The sequence below is a fragment of the Enterobacter cloacae complex sp. P40C2 genome (assembly GCF_014930695.1).
GTDB classification, from domain to species: Bacteria; Pseudomonadota; Gammaproteobacteria; order Enterobacterales; family Enterobacteriaceae; genus Enterobacter; species Enterobacter pasteurii.
In genome coordinates this window covers 582,872-598,722 of sequence record NZ_JADBRP010000001.1, presented here as the reverse complement: position 1 = coordinate 598,722, position 15,851 = coordinate 582,872, and the positions used below count along the sequence as shown (strand labels likewise).

General features: G+C 59.4%; 16 protein-coding genes. 8 read left to right on the top strand and 8 right to left on the bottom strand.

All coding sequences use genetic code 11. The features are described 5' to 3' along the window. Nucleotides 1-8: 8 nt before the first annotated feature. The 3 genes from pheT (at nt 9) to btuC (ending at nt 3,784) form a co-directional block, all read left to right on the top strand. Entirely contained in the window at nt 9-2,396 is a 2,388-nt protein-coding gene (gene pheT, locus IM304_RS02840) for a phenylalanine--tRNA ligase subunit beta (RefSeq protein ID WP_193356245.1), read from the top strand. A gap of 4 nt (nt 2,397-2,400) precedes the next feature. After that, entirely contained in the window at nt 2,401-2,700 is a 300-nt protein-coding gene (gene ihfA / locus IM304_RS02835) for an integration host factor subunit alpha (protein WP_003857805.1), read from the top strand. Between the two features lie 103 nt (nt 2,701-2,803). After that, nucleotides 2,804-3,784, top strand: a complete 981-nt coding sequence (gene btuC, locus IM304_RS02830) for a vitamin B12 ABC transporter permease BtuC (RefSeq protein WP_193356318.1) — start codon at nt 2,804-2,806, stop codon at nt 3,782-3,784. A gap of 21 nt (nt 3,785-3,805) precedes the next feature. On the opposite strand, the gene IM304_RS02825 is transcribed toward btuC, so the two are convergent. Continuing rightward, nucleotides 3,806-4,132: a nitroreductase gene (locus tag IM304_RS02825; RefSeq protein ID WP_193356244.1), complete on the bottom strand. Its 327-nt coding sequence runs from the start codon at nt 4,130-4,132 to the stop codon at nt 3,806-3,808. Nucleotides 4,133-4,358: 226 nt separating this feature from the next. On the opposite strand from IM304_RS02825, the gene IM304_RS02820 reads away from it, so the two are divergent. The 5 genes from IM304_RS02820 (at nt 4,359) to selO (ending at nt 8,712) form a co-directional block, all read left to right on the top strand. Further along, nucleotides 4,359-4,910: a glutathione peroxidase gene (locus IM304_RS02820; protein ID WP_193356243.1), complete on the top strand. Its 552-nt coding sequence runs from the start codon at nt 4,359-4,361 to the stop codon at nt 4,908-4,910. Next, nucleotides 4,910-5,665: a vitamin B12 ABC transporter ATP-binding protein BtuD gene (btuD, locus tag IM304_RS02815; protein WP_193356242.1), complete on the top strand. Its 756-nt coding sequence runs from the start codon at nt 4,910-4,912 to the stop codon at nt 5,663-5,665. Before IM304_RS02820 ends, btuD begins: the two co-directional genes overlap by 1 nt. A 72-nt stretch (nt 5,666-5,737) precedes the next feature. Then, nucleotides 5,738-6,202: a C40 family peptidase gene (locus tag IM304_RS02810; protein ID WP_148419040.1), complete on the top strand. Its 465-nt coding sequence runs from the start codon at nt 5,738-5,740 to the stop codon at nt 6,200-6,202. Nucleotides 6,203-6,494: 292 nt separating this feature from the next. After that, on the top strand, nt 6,495-7,208 hold the full coding sequence (locus tag IM304_RS02805) for an EAL domain-containing protein (protein ID WP_148419038.1): 714 nt from the start codon (nt 6,495-6,497) through the stop codon (nt 7,206-7,208). A 61-nt stretch (nt 7,209-7,269) separates the two neighbouring features. Next, nucleotides 7,270-8,712: a protein adenylyltransferase SelO gene (selO, locus tag IM304_RS02800; RefSeq protein WP_193356241.1), complete on the top strand. Its 1,443-nt coding sequence runs from the start codon at nt 7,270-7,272 to the stop codon at nt 8,710-8,712. On the opposite strand, the gene IM304_RS02795 is transcribed toward selO, so the two are convergent. The 7 genes from IM304_RS02795 to aroH form a co-directional block, all read right to left on the bottom strand. Continuing rightward, a complete protein-coding gene (locus IM304_RS02795) occupies nt 8,709-9,488 on the bottom strand; it encodes a heme ABC transporter ATP-binding protein (protein WP_193356240.1) in 780 nt (259 codons plus the stop codon). The genes selO and IM304_RS02795 overlap by 4 nt on opposite strands. After that, the gene (locus IM304_RS02790) at nt 9,481-10,473 is read right to left on the bottom strand and encodes an iron ABC transporter permease (protein ID WP_193356239.1); all 993 of its coding nucleotides are present in this window, start codon (nt 10,471-10,473) and stop codon (nt 9,481-9,483) included. The genes IM304_RS02795 and IM304_RS02790 overlap by 8 nt, the downstream gene beginning before the upstream one ends. Beyond that, nucleotides 10,473-11,291: a hemin ABC transporter substrate-binding protein gene (locus IM304_RS02785; protein WP_148419030.1), complete on the bottom strand. Its 819-nt coding sequence runs from the start codon at nt 11,289-11,291 to the stop codon at nt 10,473-10,475. Before IM304_RS02785 ends, IM304_RS02790 begins: the two co-directional genes overlap by 1 nt. Then, nucleotides 11,288-12,316 (bottom strand): hematinate-forming heme oxygenase ChuS, encoded by a 1,029-nt coding sequence (gene chuS / locus IM304_RS02780; RefSeq protein WP_193356238.1) that lies wholly within the window; start codon nt 12,314-12,316, stop codon nt 11,288-11,290. The genes IM304_RS02785 and chuS overlap by 4 nt, the downstream gene beginning before the upstream one ends. A gap of 35 nt (nt 12,317-12,351) precedes the next feature. Continuing rightward, nucleotides 12,352-14,334 (bottom strand): TonB-dependent hemoglobin/transferrin/lactoferrin family receptor, encoded by a 1,983-nt coding sequence (locus IM304_RS02775; protein WP_193356237.1) that lies wholly within the window; start codon nt 14,332-14,334, stop codon nt 12,352-12,354. A gap of 75 nt (nt 14,335-14,409) precedes the next feature. Next, nucleotides 14,410-14,598: a hemin uptake protein HemP gene (gene hemP / locus IM304_RS02770; protein ID WP_148419024.1), complete on the bottom strand. Its 189-nt coding sequence runs from the start codon at nt 14,596-14,598 to the stop codon at nt 14,410-14,412. Nucleotides 14,599-14,794: 196 nt separating this feature from the next. Next, nucleotides 14,795-15,841: a 3-deoxy-7-phosphoheptulonate synthase AroH gene (gene aroH, locus IM304_RS02765; RefSeq protein ID WP_193356236.1), complete on the bottom strand. Its 1,047-nt coding sequence runs from the start codon at nt 15,839-15,841 to the stop codon at nt 14,795-14,797. Nucleotides 15,842-15,851 lie beyond the last annotated feature (10 nt).

Genomic DNA, 15,851 nt, shown 5'->3' with positions numbered 1-15,851 from the left:
ACAGAACAATGAAATTCAGTGAACTGTGGTTACGCGAATGGGTTAATACCACGCTGGACAGCGAAGCGCTCTCCAACCAGATCACCATGGCGGGTCTGGAAGTTGACGGTGTCGATCCGGTTTCTGGCGCCTTCACCGGCGTAGTCGTGGGTGAAGTGGTTGAGTGCGGCCAGCACCCTAACGCCGACAAGCTGCGCGTCACCAAAGTAAATGTGGGTGGCGATCGCCTGCTGGATATCGTCTGCGGCGCGCCAAACTGCCGTCAGGGCCTGAAGGTGGCCGTGGCGACCGTCGGCGCCGTGCTGCCGGGCGATTTCAAAATCAAAGCGGCGAAGCTGCGCGGCGAGCCGTCTGAGGGCATGCTGTGCTCCTTCTCCGAGCTGGGTATTTCCGACGATCACAACGGCATCATTGAGCTGCCGCTGGATGCGCCGATCGGCACCGATATTCGTGAGTACCTGAAGCTTGATGACAACACCATCGAAATCAGCGTTACGCCAAACCGTGCCGACTGCTTAGGCATTATTGGCGTGGCGCGCGACGTTGCCGTGCTGAACCAGACCGAGCTGAACGTGCCGGAGATCGCTCCGGTTGCGGCCACCATCAGCGACACGCTGCCAATTCAGGTCGACGCCGTTGATGCCTGCCCGCGCTATCTCGGTCGCGTGGTGAAGGGCATTAACGTTAAGGCACCAACCCCGCTGTGGATGAAAGAAAAGCTGCGTCGCTGCGGTATCCGCTCTATCGACGCCGTCGTTGACGTGACCAACTACGTTCTGCTGGAGCTGGGTCAGCCAATGCATGCGTTCGATAAGGATCGTATCGAAGGCGGTATTGTTGTTCGCATGGCGAAAGAGGGCGAAACCCTGGTGCTGCTGGACGGCAGCGAAGCGAAACTGAGCGCCGATACGCTGGTTATTGCGGACCACAACAAAGCGCTGGCGATGGGCGGTATCTTCGGTGGCGAGCACTCTGGCGTCAACGACGAGACGCAAAACGTCCTGCTGGAATGCGCGTTCTTCAGCCCGCTCTCCATCACCGGCCGCGCGCGTCGTCATGGCCTGCACACGGATGCCTCTCACCGCTACGAGCGTGGCGTTGACCCGGCGCTGCAATATAAAGCGATGGAGCGAGCGACTCGCCTGCTGATCGACATCTGCGGCGGTGAAGCCGGTCCGGTTATCGACGTCACTAACGAAGCGACGCTGCCGAAGCGTGCGACCATCACCCTGCGCCGCAGCAAGCTGGATCGCCTGATTGGCCATCACGTTGCCGATGCGCAGGTGACCGACATACTGACGCGTCTGGGCTGCGACGTGACCGAAGGTCAGGACGAGTGGAAGGCCGTAGCGCCGTCCTGGCGTTTCGACATGGAGATCGAAGAAGACCTGGTGGAAGAGGTGGCCCGCGTATACGGCTACAACAACATTCCCGACGAGCCGGTGCAGGCAGGTCTGGTGATGGGCACCCATCGCGAAGCCGATCTGTCCCTGAAGCGTGTGAAAACCATGCTGAACGACAAAGGCTACCAGGAAGTGATCACCTACAGCTTCGTGGATCCTAAGCTTCAGCAGCTGATCCACCCGGGTCAGGAAGCCCTGATCCTGCCAAGCCCTATCTCCAGCGAGATGTCAGCGATGCGCCTCTCCCTGTGGACGGGCCTGCTCGGCACCATCGTTTACAACCAGAATCGTCAGCAAAACCGCGTACGCATTTTCGAAAGCGGCTTGCGCTTTGTACCGGATACTCAGGCTAATTTGGGCATCCGTCAGGATCTCATGCTGGCCGGCGCAATCAGCGGTAACCGCTACGAAGAGCACTGGGATCTGGCAAAAGGCACGGTCGATTTCTACGATATGAAGGGCGATCTGGAATCAATCCTCGATCTGACCGGTAAATTATCTGAAATTGAATTCCGCGCAGAAGCGATTCCGGCCCTGCATCCGGGCCAGAGCGCGGCGATTTATTTAGACGGCAAACGTGTTGGTTTCATTGGCGTTGTGCATCCTGAGCTGGAACGTAAGCTGGACCTCAACGGCCGTACCATCGTGTTCGAGCTGGAGTGGAGCCCGGTTGCAGACCGCGTTATTCCTCAGGCGCAGGACGTCTCGCGCTTCCCGGCAAACCGCCGTGATATCGCGGTTGTGGTCGCTGAAAACGTGCCCGCAGCAGATATTTTGGCCGAATGTAAGAAAGTTGGCGTAAATCAGGTAGTTGGCGTAAACTTATTTGACGTGTACCGCGGCAAGGGCGTAGCAGAAGGTTTCAAGAGCCTCGCTATTAGCCTTATCCTTCAGGATACCAGCCGTACACTCGAAGAAGAGGAGATTGCCGCTACCGTCGCCAAATGTGTAGAGGCATTAAAAGAGCGATTCCAGGCATCATTGAGGGATTGAACCTATGGCGCTTACAAAAGCTGAAATGTCAGAATATCTGTTTGATAAGCTTGGGCTTAGCAAACGGGATGCCAAAGAGCTGGTAGAGCTGTTTTTCGAAGAGATCCGTCGTGCTCTGGAAAATGGTGAGCAGGTAAAACTCTCCGGTTTTGGCAATTTTGATTTGCGAGACAAAAACCAACGTCCGGGCCGTAACCCGAAGACGGGGGAAGATATTCCCATTACAGCCCGCCGCGTGGTGACCTTCAGACCCGGCCAGAAGTTGAAAAGCCGTGTCGAAAACGCAACGCCCAAAGCAGAGTAATATGAACTAACTAAAAAGGCCGCCCACGCGGCCTTTTTTCTTTGCGCTATTTGCTAAACCCGCCGTAAAATCAATGATATCTCAATCTGATAACCTGTCGCCTATGCTTGATCTTGCCCGTCGCCAGCGCCGCTCCGATCTCTACCGCCTGTCTCTGCTCGGGATGCTGTTGATTATCGCCACCACGGTCAGCCTGTGCGCGGGCGATCGGTGGCTGGGGCCGGAACGCTGGTTTACCCCAGACGGGCAGCTCTTTGTCTGGCAGATCCGCCTGCCGCGGACGCTGGCCGTCATTCTGGTCGGCGCGGCGCTGGCGCTGTGCGGCACGATCATGCAGGCGTTGTTCGAAAACCCGCTGGCGGAGCCCGGGCTACTCGGCGTCTCGAATGGGGCTGGCGTCGGGCTTATCGCCGCCGTGATGCTGGGGGGAGGCGAGCTCTCCTCCTGGGGCATTAGCCTAAGCGCCATTCTCGGGGCGCTGCTGATCACCGTCATTCTCCTGCGCTTTGCCCGACGTCACTTATCAACCAGCCGGCTGCTGCTGGCCGGTGTCGCGCTGGGGATCATCTGTAGCGCGCTGATGACCTGGGCCGTCTACTTTTCCACCTCATTTGACCTGCGCCAGCTGATGTACTGGATGATGGGCGGTTTTGGTGGCGTTGACTGGCGTCAGGGGTGGCTGATGGCGCTTCTGATCCCGGTTATCCTGTGGACGGCGCTTCAGGCGCAGCCGCTTAATATTCTGGCGCTGGGCGAAACCTCTGCCCGCCAGCTCGGGATGCCGATTGGATTCTGGCGCAACGTGCTGGTTGTCGCCATCGGCTGGATGGTTGGGGTCAGCGTGGCGCTGGCGGGCGCGATTGGCTTTATCGGGCTGGTGATCCCGCATATGCTACGCCTGTGTGGCATTACGGACCACCGAACCCTGCTCCCGTCCTCGGCGATTGCCGGGGCGGCAACGCTCCTGATTGCCGACATCATCGCCCGGCTTGCCCTGACGGCCGCTGAGCTGCCGATCGGCGTAGTGACCGCAACGCTGGGCGCGCCGGTCTTTATCTGGCTACTTTTAAAGGCTGGTCGCTGAACGGAATGATATTTACTCTAATTAGCTCCCCGATACGCCTGATTTATCGGCATCGACGCTTACGCTGACGTTAAGCCTTTTCGCTTCCATCGTTATTATTTTTTGAGCAAGATCCTTATTGCCACCGTGCACCCGGTCTATCAGTTTTTGTACGAGTGTCATCATTAAAAACGGCTGATTGGCAGGATAAAAATCAGCCATATCAATGCCGCGATCCGACAGTTCCCGGTGTGCGTCTTTCTCTGTTTTTTCAATAATGTTAGTTACTTCCTCACTCATTTTATCGATATGGTCGAAGACAATACGATTGATAATGTCAATTTGCTCAGGCGTAAAGGTCTGTGTCATTCGGGCTCACCTTTTAAAGTTATAAGTATCCAGAATGATATCATAGCCTGACCAGGCGCGTATTTTGCCCTGTCTCGCGGGCCTTCTCCGACAGAAATGCAGCTAAACAACTGGTTTTCATGTAAAATTATGATTGATAAAAGAATCATGGAGTCAGGCTTTAATCTGACTACTATTAAAAGCTGGACGTTAAAACACACCCCGTAAGTCAACCTGAGGGCATGCTATGCAGTCTGATATTCTGAATACCGAAGTGACCACCATTGACGGTGAGAAAACCACGCTGGAAGGCTACAAAGGCAAGGTGTTGCTCATCGTTAACGTGGCGTCGAAATGTGGCCTCACGCCGCAGTATGAACAGCTGGAAAATATTCATAAAGCCTGGGAGAAAGACGGCTTTAGCGTGCTGGGCTTCCCGTGCAACCAGTTTCTGGGGCAGGAGCCCGGCAGCGAAGAGGAGATTAAGACCTTTTGCAGCACCACCTATGGCGTGACGTTCCCGATGTTCAGCAAGATTGACGTGAATGGCGACAATCGTCATCCCCTGTATGCCAAACTGGTGGCCGCTGCGCCAGCCGCCGTCGCGCCGGAAGAGAGCGGCTTCTATGAGCGTATGGCGAGTAAAGGCCGCGCGCCGCTCTATCCGGACGATATTCTGTGGAACTTCGAAAAATTCCTGATTGGTCGCGACGGGCAGGTGGTTCAGCGTTTTTCACCTGACATGACCCCTGAAGATCCTATCGTGATGGAATCTATCAAGCTGGCGCTGGCGAAATAATGACGCTGCTGATGCAGCTCACAGACGTTGCCGACAAGGGACGTCTTGAGCCTGTTACCGCTACGGTCAACGCAGGTGAAATTCTTCACCTGGTTGGGCCAAACGGCGCAGGGAAAAGCACGCTGCTGGCGCGTATGGCGGGGTTAACCTCCGGGCAGGGGGAGATTACCTTTCTCGGGCAATCTCTCGTTGACTGGCAGCCCGCCTCACTCGCTACCCGTCGAAGCTACCTGGTACAGCAGCAGGTAGCGCCCTTTGCGATGCCCGTCTGGCACTACCTGACGCTGCATCTTCCCGATAAGCATCAGGTGGAATTGCTCAACGAGGTTGCTGCGGCGCTCGGGTTAGACGACAAACTCACCCGTCAGGCCAGCCGGCTTTCCGGCGGTGAGTGGCAGCGCGTGCGGCTGGCCGCCGTCATCCTTCAGGTCCATCCGGAGGGGAATCCTCACGGGCGCTTGCTGCTGCTGGACGAGCCGATGAGCGGGCTGGATGTTGCCCAGCAGGCGGCGCTGGATACCCTGCTCGGCGCGCTCTGCCGCAAGGGCATTACCATTGTGATGAGCAGCCACGATTTAAACCATACCCTGCGCCACGCGCATCGGGTGTGGCTGCTGGCGCGCGGCAGGCTGATTGCCAGCGGGGCGCGGGACAGCGTGCTGACCCCGCCCAATCTGGCGAGCGCCTATCACATGTCGTTCCGGAGGCTGGATATTGAGGGACACAGGATGCTCATTTCCACGGCTCAGGAGTGACCCTCCTTGCACAGCGGCATAGATGCACGCTAAATTACCGAAAGAATAAAAAAAGCAGAGGATTCGTCTGAAATGCGATTCTGGTTTCTCCTTGTTGGCGCGCTATTTCTGGCGGGATGCAGTAGCCATCGTGCCCCTCCGCCTAACCCGCGGCTTTCCGATTCCATAACGGTCATTGCCAGCCTGAACGATCAGCTCAGCAACTGGCGCGGTACACCCTATCGCTACGGCGGCATGAGCCGGGGCGGGGTGGACTGCTCGGGCTTCGTGCTGATGACCTTCCGCGATAAATTTGATTTACAGCTGCCGCGTGAAACGCGGATGCAGGCGGAAATCGGCACCGAAATTGATAAAGACGAGCTCCTGCCCGGCGATCTGGTCTTCTTTAAAACAGGCTCCGGTGAAAATGGCCTGCATGTAGGCATTTATGATACCGACAACCAGTTCATTCACGCCTCAACCAGCCGCGGCGTGATACGCTCCTCTCTCGATAATGTTTACTGGCGAAAAAACTTCTGGCAGGCCAGACGTATTTAACCGGTGAAAGCGATGCAGCTGCTGCGAGCCTGGTGGTGAATAAAAGCGCCAGGCTTTTCTCGCAGTAAGATTAAAGTAAAATTTGTGCCAAATTATTTACCCTGGTAAGTGCCTGTTTTATCTAAAACTGGCTATTATTCACTTTCCAGGATAAAATTATTTTAGATTCAGGGAAAAATCTGAAAATTAATACGGAAAGAATGAAACTAATCTTATTAAAATCAAGACAGTGGAATTGTGCCTGCAATTGCTTCAGGATGTACTCTCTCATCTTTAATGCAGGGCGAGCGCGATGATAATTACGCTAGATAATGCTTACCAGTCTGAACTTTTACTGCTTCCGGCGCGTGATAGTGCAGGTTTGCTTAAAGGTTTAGAAATCGTGGTTAACTTTACTGGCGTAGGTACGGACGTGCGGATCCCTACTGAACTGGTTATCCCGCATCTTTCTAAGGAAGATGAATTAGCCCTGTTTCAGGAAAAACTACAATTACTCGATACCTGTAAGCTATTTTTTATTCAGCATCAGTTAATTGCATGGATCAATATTACACCTGCAACTGTTGAATTTTTATTAACTAATGGGAACGTTGTTTCAATTCTTGAACGTTATCCATTTCTTGAGTTTACTGTTAATGAGAACTATCCAGGTTTAAATAACGGGAAAGACGATCCCGACCTGGCAAGAATGGCGATCCATTTCCCCTTAGTGCTGGCTAACTTTGGCGCCGGGGCTGCATCCCTGAAGCCGGTTTATGATGGTTTGTTCAGGCGGGTCATTCTGGATAAGAATTTTATCCAGCAGCGCGTGTCGGCGCTCTCTTTTGAACCGTTTATGCGCGCCATTCTCTGGCAAATCGCGCCGCATTGTCAGTCGGTAATGGTCGCGGGTATTGACGAGCACGGCATATTACAGCGCGTGCTGCCCTTCAATTTTGACGCCATGCAGGGAACCCTGTGGCCTGCCGTCCCGGCAGAGCGGGTTACCACCCTCGTACAGCAATAACCCCTTTCTTCGCCCGTGTTTACGTTCAGGGAAACCCTCTACACTTAAAGCAGGAGGACTTATGACCCTGTCTTTTACTGCCCACTGGCACGATGAACTACCCGGCTTCTACACCGCGCTTAAGCCAACGCCCTTACAGAACGCGCGCCTGATCTGGCATAACGATGCGTTAGCGGACTCGCTCGGCATCCCTTCGGCGCTTTTTCAGCCGGAAAAGGGCGCCGGCGTCTGGGGCGGCGAAACGCTGCTTCCGGGCATGAAGCCGCTGGCCCAGGTATATAGCGGACATCAGTTTGGCGTCTGGGCAGGGCAACTCGGCGACGGCCGGGGGATCCTGCTGGGCGAACAGTTACTCCCCAACGGCGACACGCTTGACTGGCACCTGAAGGGCGCAGGTCTTACCCCGTATTCCCGCATGGGAGACGGCCGCGCGGTGCTGCGTTCCACCATCCGCGAAGGGCTGGCCTCCGAGGCGATGCACGCGCTGGGGATCCCCACCTCACGGGCGCTGTCGATTGTCACCAGCGATACCCCGGTTGCCCGCGAGACGATGGAGCAGGGGGCGATGCTGATCCGCGTTGCCGGGAGCCACCTGCGCTTCGGCCATTTTGAACACTTCTACTACCGCCGGGAGCCGGACAAGGTTCGCCAGCTTGCCGATTACGCCATTCGCCGCCACTGGCCGCAGCTGCAGAACGAACCGGACCGCTACGTTGCCTGGTTCCGCGATATCGTCGCGCGCACCGCCAGGATGATTGCCCGCTGGCAGGCCGTCGGCTTTGCGCACGGCGTAATGAATACGGACAATATGTCCCTGTTGGGGCTGACGTTTGACTACGGTCCGTACGGCTTCCTTGATGACTATCAGCCGGGTTACGTCTGTAACCACTCGGATTATCAGGGACGTTACCGTTTCGACAATCAGCCCGCGGTGGGGCTGTGGAACCTCCAGCGTCTTGCGCAAAGCCTGTCGCCGTTTATCGACGTCGATGCCCTGAACGATGCCCTCGACGGCTATCAGGAGGTTTTACTGCGGGAATACGGCGCGCTGATGCGCAGCAAGCTGGGGCTCATGACCCAGGAAAAAGGCGATAACGAGTTACTGAACGGGCTGTTTGCGCTGATGGCGCGCGAGGGCAGCGACTATACCCGCACCTTCCGCATGCTCAGCCAGACCATGCAGCAGAGCGCCACTTCGCCGCTGCGCGACGAGTTCATCGACCGGCAGGCGTTTGACGACTGGTTTGCCGCCTACCGCGCGCGTTTGCAGCAGGAACAGATTGAAGACGACGTCCGCCAGGCGCGGATGAAGGCGGTGAACCCGGCGATGGTGTTGCGTAACTGGCTGGCGCAGCGAGCAATCGAGCAGGCGGAGCGGGGGGATTATGCCGAGCTGCACCGGCTGCACATCGCGCTGCGCACGCCGTTTGCCGACCGGGATGATGACTACGTCAGCCGCCCGCCGGACTGGGGCAAGCGGCTGGAGGTGAGCTGCTCAAGCTAGGGTGCGAGGAAAACCTGCGGCGCGGCGTGCGCCGGATGTTTGCCGACGTGCACCTGCGCACCGTACCACCGGGCCAGCGCGTCGGCCTGCAAAACCGCCTCCGGCGTCCCCCGGGAGACGATCCGTCCGTCGTGCAACAGCAGGATCCGATCCGCCCATAGCGCGGCAAGATTGAGGTCGTGCAGCACCACGCAGGCGTGGAGATTGCCCTGCCCGGTCAGCGATTTCAGCAGGCGCAGCAGGTGCTGCTGGTGGTAGAGATCCAGCGCCGAGGTGGGTTCATCGAGAAACAGCCAGCCGCGGGGCGAGCCGTCACGCCACAGCTGCGCCAGCGCGCGGGCCAGCTGCACGCGCTGCTGCTGGCCGCCCGAGAGGGCATGATAGCGTCTGCCGGCCAGCGGCATACAGCCCGTCAGGAGCATTACCTCACGCACGATCTCTGGCTCAGGATAACGCGTCCAGGGCGCGCGGCCCATCCCGACTACCGCCTCCACCTGCCAGTCAAAGCCAAGCTGCGTCTGCTGACGCATCACCGCCCGGTAGCGGGACAGGGTTTGCGGATCCCATTGGTCGAGGGCTTTCCCCGCCAGCGAACAGCCCCCGCTGGTGGGCTTCAGGTAGCCGGTCAGCAGCCGCAGCAGCGTGGATTTCCCCGCGCCGTTAGGCCCAATCAGCGTAACCAGCTCTCCTTGCGACAGTGACAGCGAGACGTTCTCAACCAGCGTGCTTCCGGACAGGGAGAACGTCAGGTTTTCAGCCGCATAACGTTCAGCCATGCTGCCCTCCACGACGGAAAATAAACCACAGAAACCAGGGCGCACCGAGAATGCTGGTGAGCAGGCCGACGGGCATTTCGGCCGGGGCCACCAGGGTGCGCGCGACCGTATCGGCCACCAGCAGCAGAATAGCGCCGGCAAGCACCGCGCCGGGAACGGTAGCGCGGTGATCGGCACCCAGCCACATGCGCATCAGGTGCGGCACCACCAGCCCGACAAAGCCGATTACCCCGCTGACGGCGACAGCAGCGGCTACCAGCAGGGCGCTGCACAGCAGCAAGATCCGCTGCACCACCGCAACGTCCACGCCAAGGTAATGTGCTTCCTCTTCGCCGAGCTGGAGGAGGTTTAACGCGCCGGCACAGCGCCAGATCGCCAGAGCGGCAGGCACCATCAGCGAGGTCACTGCCAGCAGCGTTGACCACTGCGCCTGGCCGAGGCTGCCCATACCCCAGAGCGAAAGCTGACGAAGCTGAGCGTCATTGCTGACCCACGAAAGCACGCCCACGGCCGCACCGCACAGGGCGTTGATGGCAATACCCACCAGCAGCAGGCGAGACAGGGAGCTATGACGCTGCTGGCTGAGCAGGAAGATCGCCCCTGTGGCCGCCAGCGCCCCAATGAATGCCGCCAGCATGGGAGCGTAAAGCATGACCAGCGCGGGCAGCGAGAGCGGGAGAACCACCCACAGGGCGACGGCCAGCGCCGCGCCGCTGCTGATCCCGAGCAGGCCCGGGTCGGCCAGCGGATTGTGAAACAGCCCCTGCATCACGCACCCCGCCAGCGCCAGCGACCCGCCAATCACCAGCGCCAGCAGCACGCGGGGCAGGCGAATGGTCAGCCAGATCTGGCGCAGCGTCTCGTCGCTGCCGCTCCACAGCACGCTCGCCGGCAGGCGTAACGCGCCAAACCCCGTGGCCGTGAAGGTCATGACGGTGAGCAACGCCGCCAGCAGCCACAGGGATAGCGTAACGTGCCGCGACATCAGGGCAGTTGCTCCGCTCTGGCGCGCAGCTGCTGAATGGCCTGCGGCGTGCGCACGCTAAAGCCGAGCAGCGCCATGTCATCAATCGCCAGCACCTGCCGGTGACGTCCTGCCGGGGTTTGCGCCAGGCCGGGTAACTTCCACAGATTCTCTTCACCGCCCAGGGCGTTGACGCCGTCCTGCGAAATCACCACCAGATCCGGCCGGCTGGCGATTACGCCCTCCTGCGAAAGCGGCTGATAGCGGCTAAATCCCTGCATGGCGTTCTGCAACCCGGCGGCACGTATTGCCGCATCCGCGCCGGTCTGTTGCCCGGCAGCCATCGCGGTCATCCCGCCGTGGTTGAGGATAAACAGCACGCGCTTGTTGAGCGGCGATGACGGCAGTGCCGCCATCGCCTGACGCAGCGAGCCGCGCAGGGCTTCACCCTGCTGCTCCCGGTGCGTCGCCTGAGCAATGACCCGCACCTTCTCGTCAATCACGCTCAGGTCAGGACGGCCGGGTACGGTGACCACCCTGACGCGGCTCTGTTCTACCTGCTTAAGCGCCAGGGACGGCTGTGCCTGGTCGCTCGCCAGCACCAGCGTCGGGCGCACGGATAAAATGCCCTCCGCATTGAGCTGGCGCAGATAGCCCACGTCAGGTAGCGCGTCCGCCGCCTGCGGCCACCGGCTGGTGCTGTCGCGCGCAACCAGGGAAGACGCCGCGCCGAGGGCATAGACGATCTCCGTCACGTCGCCGCCAAGGGCGACGATTCGCTCCGGCGCGGCGACGGCGGCCAGCGGCAGGGCGAAGAGCAGGGCAAACCATTTTTTCATGCGGCCAGCCCTTCTGGGGTCAGGGCGTCGATCTGGCTGCGCCACTGGCTTTGCTCCGGCTCGCCTTCGGTACGCTGGCCGTACAGCTGTGCGATTTGCGTACCATCCGCAGCAAACAGCTCCAGGCTGGTGACGTGACCGTCCGCCGTGGGCTTGCGCGTCACCCAGGTCTCCGCGATAGTCTCCTCAAGCAGATGGAGGGTAAAGGTTGGGTTGAAGATGTTCAGCCAGCCCTTCATCGGGACCAGTTTCTCCACCGCGCCGGTGAAAATCTGCACGCAGCCGCGGTTGCCGACAAAGATCATGATCTCGTTACCGTCTCGCCGCGCCGCCTCCAGCAGCTGCGCCAGCGCGCCGTTCTCTACCTTACAGGCCAGGTCGTCGCTCACCAGGCGAAACGCCTGCTGGCGACTCAGGTTGTGGCGCCTTAGCAGGGTGAAGAACTGGTGCACGTCGGTCATGGCGCGCCACTCTTTCTCCACCGTGCCCGCATCAGCCCGTTCCGCGTGAGCGGGGGCGTCGGCCGCTTTCAGCTCCAGCGCGGGGTTATCGGCAAAGATAAAGCGGGTCAGCACGTCGCCCCAGGCGGACAGGTCAGTGTTATCGGTGGCGTAGACCTTCAGCAAAGCGTCACCCTGACGATCGAAGAACTGAATGCTCTGACGTTCGCCGCGCGGGGTCGTTTCGCTGAGATGAAACGCGCTCGCCCACTGGTTGAGGAACAGACGCAGATCCAGCGCGCGCGGGTTCAGCACCAGCCCGGCATGGCCGCCAAGATGCTGGTTAGTAAACGCCCCGACCTGTTCGTGAACGGCGTATTCGTTACGGCAGATGCACTTTGTTTCGCCCACGGACTCCAGCGCAGCCAGAATGTCGCGCGCTTCACCGCGCAGCCGCCAGGCGTCGTGGCCGACGCGCGCCCGGGCCAGCTCCGCTTCGCGGATGTTCATCAAACCGGCGATGTCGCGCGCGTACTTACCCGGATGCGCTTCTTTTAGCTCAAGCCAGCGTGTGTAGTGACTCATTGTCTTATCCTTCTGAATCGTTGCCCCGGAGGGAATTACCATTGATAACTGACGAAGATCTTGCCGTTGCGGCCATCCTGCGGGATGCCCTGCGGTGACCAGTAGGCTTTGTCAAAGGCGTTCCCCAGCACGAGGGTGGTGGTGATACCTTTGAACTGCTGCTGGCCTTTATAGCTGACGTAGAAATCGTTCACCGCATAGCCCGGCTGCTCGCTGTAGCTGCTGCTGACGTGCGTGGAGCGTTCGACGAAGGTGCCGATCCAGCCCACGGAGAAGCCGCTTTGCGCCACCGGAACGTCCAGCTTGCTGGTAACGGTGTCCGGGTTAATGCTGGAGATATACTCGCCCGTGCCGGTGTCCTTGCCGCGCGTGCGGTTGTAGGCCACGTCGAGGTTGAACAGGTCGGTCGAGTAGGTCGCCATCATGTCCCAGCCCCATATTTTGGCGTCAGGCACGTTATAGGACATGGTCGTGGCCGCCGCAAAATTGACGGTGGTGGAGATGTAATCTTTCGCTTTGGTGTCGAAGTAGCTGGCTTTGAACTCCAGCGCGTCGTTGGCAAGCATCAGGTCGTCGAAGCGCAGCCCAAAGCCGAACTCCTGGGTTTCGTTGGTTTCAGGACGCAGGTTCGGGTTTGGCACCCAGTAGTTGGTGTAGAAGCTGCCAATAGAGAAGTGCTTCGAGTCGTTATACATTTCGCCCATGGTCGGCGCGCGGAAGGCCTGCGCGTAAGAGCCGAACAGCATCAGCCAGTCGGCTGGGCTCACGGTTATCCCGGCGCGTGATGACCACTTATCCGCGTTCACGTCGGCATAACCGTCGCTGCTGCCGCGGTAGTTGTCGTAACGCGTACCGCCGAGAAGCGTGACCGGCAGGTCGCGAAGGGTGATCTCATCCTGCAGCCAGCCGGAGCTGAAGTCGATCTTCGCGTCCGGGAAGCCGGTGGTCGCGCCGCCGGGACGTTGTTCCTGACGGTAGTATTCGCCCCCGTAGGTCAGAAGGTGCGAGGCGAAGGAGTCGCTGAACAGGCGGGTGCGGTTTTCCACTTTGCCGCCTTTGGTGGTCTGCTTGCGGAACTCGCCGCTGCTGTCGATGTTCTGGGCGTTAATCCGCGCTTCGGACCAGTAAATTTTCGCATCGGCGTTCAGCCAGTCGTTTCCGGCCGGGGCGATGCGGTAGCCAAGCTGGGCATCGCGCTGGATGGTAGAGCGATCGGTCATCGGGTTACTGCTGCTGGCGTCCGTGGTTTGCGGGTTTTTCGGCTCCCGCGCGTCGTTGTTGTAGTAGCGCAGCGAGCCGCTCAGCGTCTGGGCCGGATCGATTTTCCAGCTTCCCTTCGCCAGCATATTGTTAATGGACTCGTCGTTTGGCGCGGTCGCGCCGTCGCTCTGGCGAATGTTGCCGCGATCGCGGCTGGACCAGGAGACCAGCCCGTCCAGCGTGTCGGTGCGGCCATAGGCGCTGGCCCCCATCCCGATGCTGCGATCGCCCGTCGCGCCGGTCCCGAATACGCGGTAGCCGCTGTTTTTGCCGGCCTCCAGCAGATCGCTGGCGTCGGCAGTGTCATAGGAAATCACGCCTCCCAGCGCGCCGCTGCCGTACAGCAGCGCGGAAGGGCCGCGCACCACCTCGATACGTTTGATCAGCGCCGGGTCAAGGAATGTGCTGTTCAGGTGTCCGGTGTCGGTGCCCTGGCGCACGCCGTCCACCAGCACCAGCACGCCGCGGCGGTCGTAGCCCCTGAGGTTGACGTCCTGGCCGTTGGTGCGCCCGGTGCCGTCCAGCGTCACGCCGGGTACCCTGCGCAGCAGGTCGGCGGCAGAGCTGGTGGTCTGGTTTTCCGGCGCGGTGGCGTCGATGACGCTCACCATCATCGGGGCTTCAAAGGCGCTGCGGGCGTTGCCGGTGGCGGTTACGGTGATATCGTCCGCGGCGGCAGACGCAACGCCCGGCAGGGTGCTGACAATCGCCAGCGCCAGAAGCGACGGGCGTAAAGACGCGGATTGCAGGTGTGGCATAGCAACTCTCCATAAGAATTGAAAAGCGCTGGCTGCCTGGGGATCACCTGGGTGGCTGGCGAAGGTTGTTCTGGTTTATTTAGTCAGAATAAGCTTTCCGGCATTGGTCTGGCGCAACAGATAGTGTTGCCCGTCATGCTCGATAATCACCCGGCCCGCTTCACCGAGCAGGCTCTTACTGTCGATGCGGCGATCGCCGGGAGCAGGGGATGGCGCTGTGTGTGCTTTAGGTTGCGTTGCCGTGCTGTTATCTGTGGGTGACATAATGTTTATAAATAACAATCAATGTAACAATGATAATCATTATCAATAAACTGTATTTTCACAGCAAGCATTTTTGTGAAAATTGTGTGACGGGATCAAATTTGGGGGAGGAGATGCGGCCTGATGCCCTCACCCCAACCCTCTCCCACGGGGAGAGGGAGAAGGGTGTTAAGCATAGCCGCCACCCGGCAAGGGTTTAAAATCGAGAATCAACCGCCGCAGCCAGCTTCTCCAGCAGCAGCTCGCTGTCTTCCCAGCTCAGGCACGGGTCGGTAATCGACTGGCCGTACACCATCTGCTGACCGGCCACGATCTTCTGGGTGCCTTCCTTGATAAAGCTCTCCGCCATAATCCCCGCAATGGCGGTCGAGCCGCTGCGGATCTGCTGGCAGATCTCATCGCAGACGTCCAGCTGGCGGCGGTGCTGTTTCTGGCAGTTGCCGTGGCTGAAGTCCACCACCAGGTGCTCCGGCAGGTCAAATCCCGCCAGCGTTTCGCAGGCGGCGGCGATATCCTGCGCGTGGTAATTCGGTTTTTTACCGCCGCGCATGATGATGTGCCCGTACGGGTTGCCGCTGGTCTGGTAGATGGTCATCTGACCGTTTTTATCCGGCGAGAGGAACATATGGCTGGCGCGCGCCGCGCGGATCGCATCAACCGCGATACGGGTATTGCCGTCGGTACCGTTCTTGAAGCCCACCGGGCAGGAGAGAGCCGATGCCATTTCACGGTGGATCTGGCTTTCGGTCGTGCGGGCGCCAATCGCCCCCCAGCTGATGAGGTCGGCGATAAACTGCCCGGTCACCATATCCAGAAATTCGGTGGCGGTCGGCACGCCCAGCTCGTTGACCTGCAGCAGCAGCCTGCGCGCCAGGGCAATCCCGTGGTTCACCCGATAGCTGCCGTTAAGATCGGGATCGGAAATTAACCCTTTCCAGCCCACGACGGTTCGCGGTTTTTCAAAGTAGGTGCGCATCACGATCTCAAGGCGATCCTGATACTTCTCACGCAGCGCCTGAAGGCGTTTGGCATAATCGACGGCCGCATCCAGATCGTGAATGGAGCAGGGGCCAATCACGACCAGGAGACGCTTGTCTTCACCATTGAGGATTTTTTCGATACGGCGACGGGAGGCCGTCACGTGTTCCGCAACCTCTGCGGAGACGGGGTGCAGCCGGGCCAGTTCAGCCGGTGTGACCAGGCTATCAATGCGCGCAGTGCGCAGTTCGTCGGTTTTGTTCATGGAATGTCTC

Bases quoted from the DNA above. Each gene is read 5' to 3' on its own strand.
- IM304_RS02820 (WP_193356243.1), top strand. From the start codon at position 4,359: ATGCAGTCTGATATTCTGAATACCGAAGTGACCACCATTGACGGTGAG.
- ihfA (WP_003857805.1), top strand. From the start codon at position 2,401: ATGGCGCTTACAAAAGCTGAAATGTCAGAATATCTGTTTGATAAGCTT.
- aroH (WP_193356236.1), bottom strand. From the start codon at position 15,841: ATGAACAAAACCGACGAACTGCGCACTGCGCGCATTGATAGCCTGGTC.
- selO (WP_193356241.1), top strand. From the start codon at position 7,270: ATGACCCTGTCTTTTACTGCCCACTGGCACGATGAACTACCCGGCTTC.
- pheT (WP_193356245.1), top strand. From the start codon at position 9: ATGAAATTCAGTGAACTGTGGTTACGCGAATGGGTTAATACCACGCTG.
- IM304_RS02785 (WP_148419030.1), bottom strand. From the start codon at position 11,291: ATGAAAAAATGGTTTGCCCTGCTCTTCGCCCTGCCGCTGGCCGCCGTC.
- chuS (WP_193356238.1), bottom strand. From the start codon at position 12,316: ATGAGTCACTACACACGCTGGCTTGAGCTAAAAGAAGCGCATCCGGGT.
- IM304_RS02810 (WP_148419040.1), top strand. From the start codon at position 5,738: ATGCGATTCTGGTTTCTCCTTGTTGGCGCGCTATTTCTGGCGGGATGC.
- IM304_RS02790 (WP_193356239.1), bottom strand. From the start codon at position 10,473: ATGTCGCGGCACGTTACGCTATCCCTGTGGCTGCTGGCGGCGTTGCTC.
- IM304_RS02795 (WP_193356240.1), bottom strand. From the start codon at position 9,488: ATGGCTGAACGTTATGCGGCTGAAAACCTGACGTTCTCCCTGTCCGGA.
- IM304_RS02825 (WP_193356244.1), bottom strand. From the start codon at position 4,132: ATGACACAGACCTTTACGCCTGAGCAAATTGACATTATCAATCGTATT.
- IM304_RS02775 (WP_193356237.1), bottom strand. From the start codon at position 14,334: ATGCCACACCTGCAATCCGCGTCTTTACGCCCGTCGCTTCTGGCGCTG.
- hemP (WP_148419024.1), bottom strand. From the start codon at position 14,598: ATGTCACCCACAGATAACAGCACGGCAACGCAACCTAAAGCACACACA.
- btuD (WP_193356242.1), top strand. From the start codon at position 4,910: ATGACGCTGCTGATGCAGCTCACAGACGTTGCCGACAAGGGACGTCTT.
- IM304_RS02805 (WP_148419038.1), top strand. From the start codon at position 6,495: ATGATAATTACGCTAGATAATGCTTACCAGTCTGAACTTTTACTGCTT.
- btuC (WP_193356318.1), top strand. From the start codon at position 2,804: ATGCTTGATCTTGCCCGTCGCCAGCGCCGCTCCGATCTCTACCGCCTG.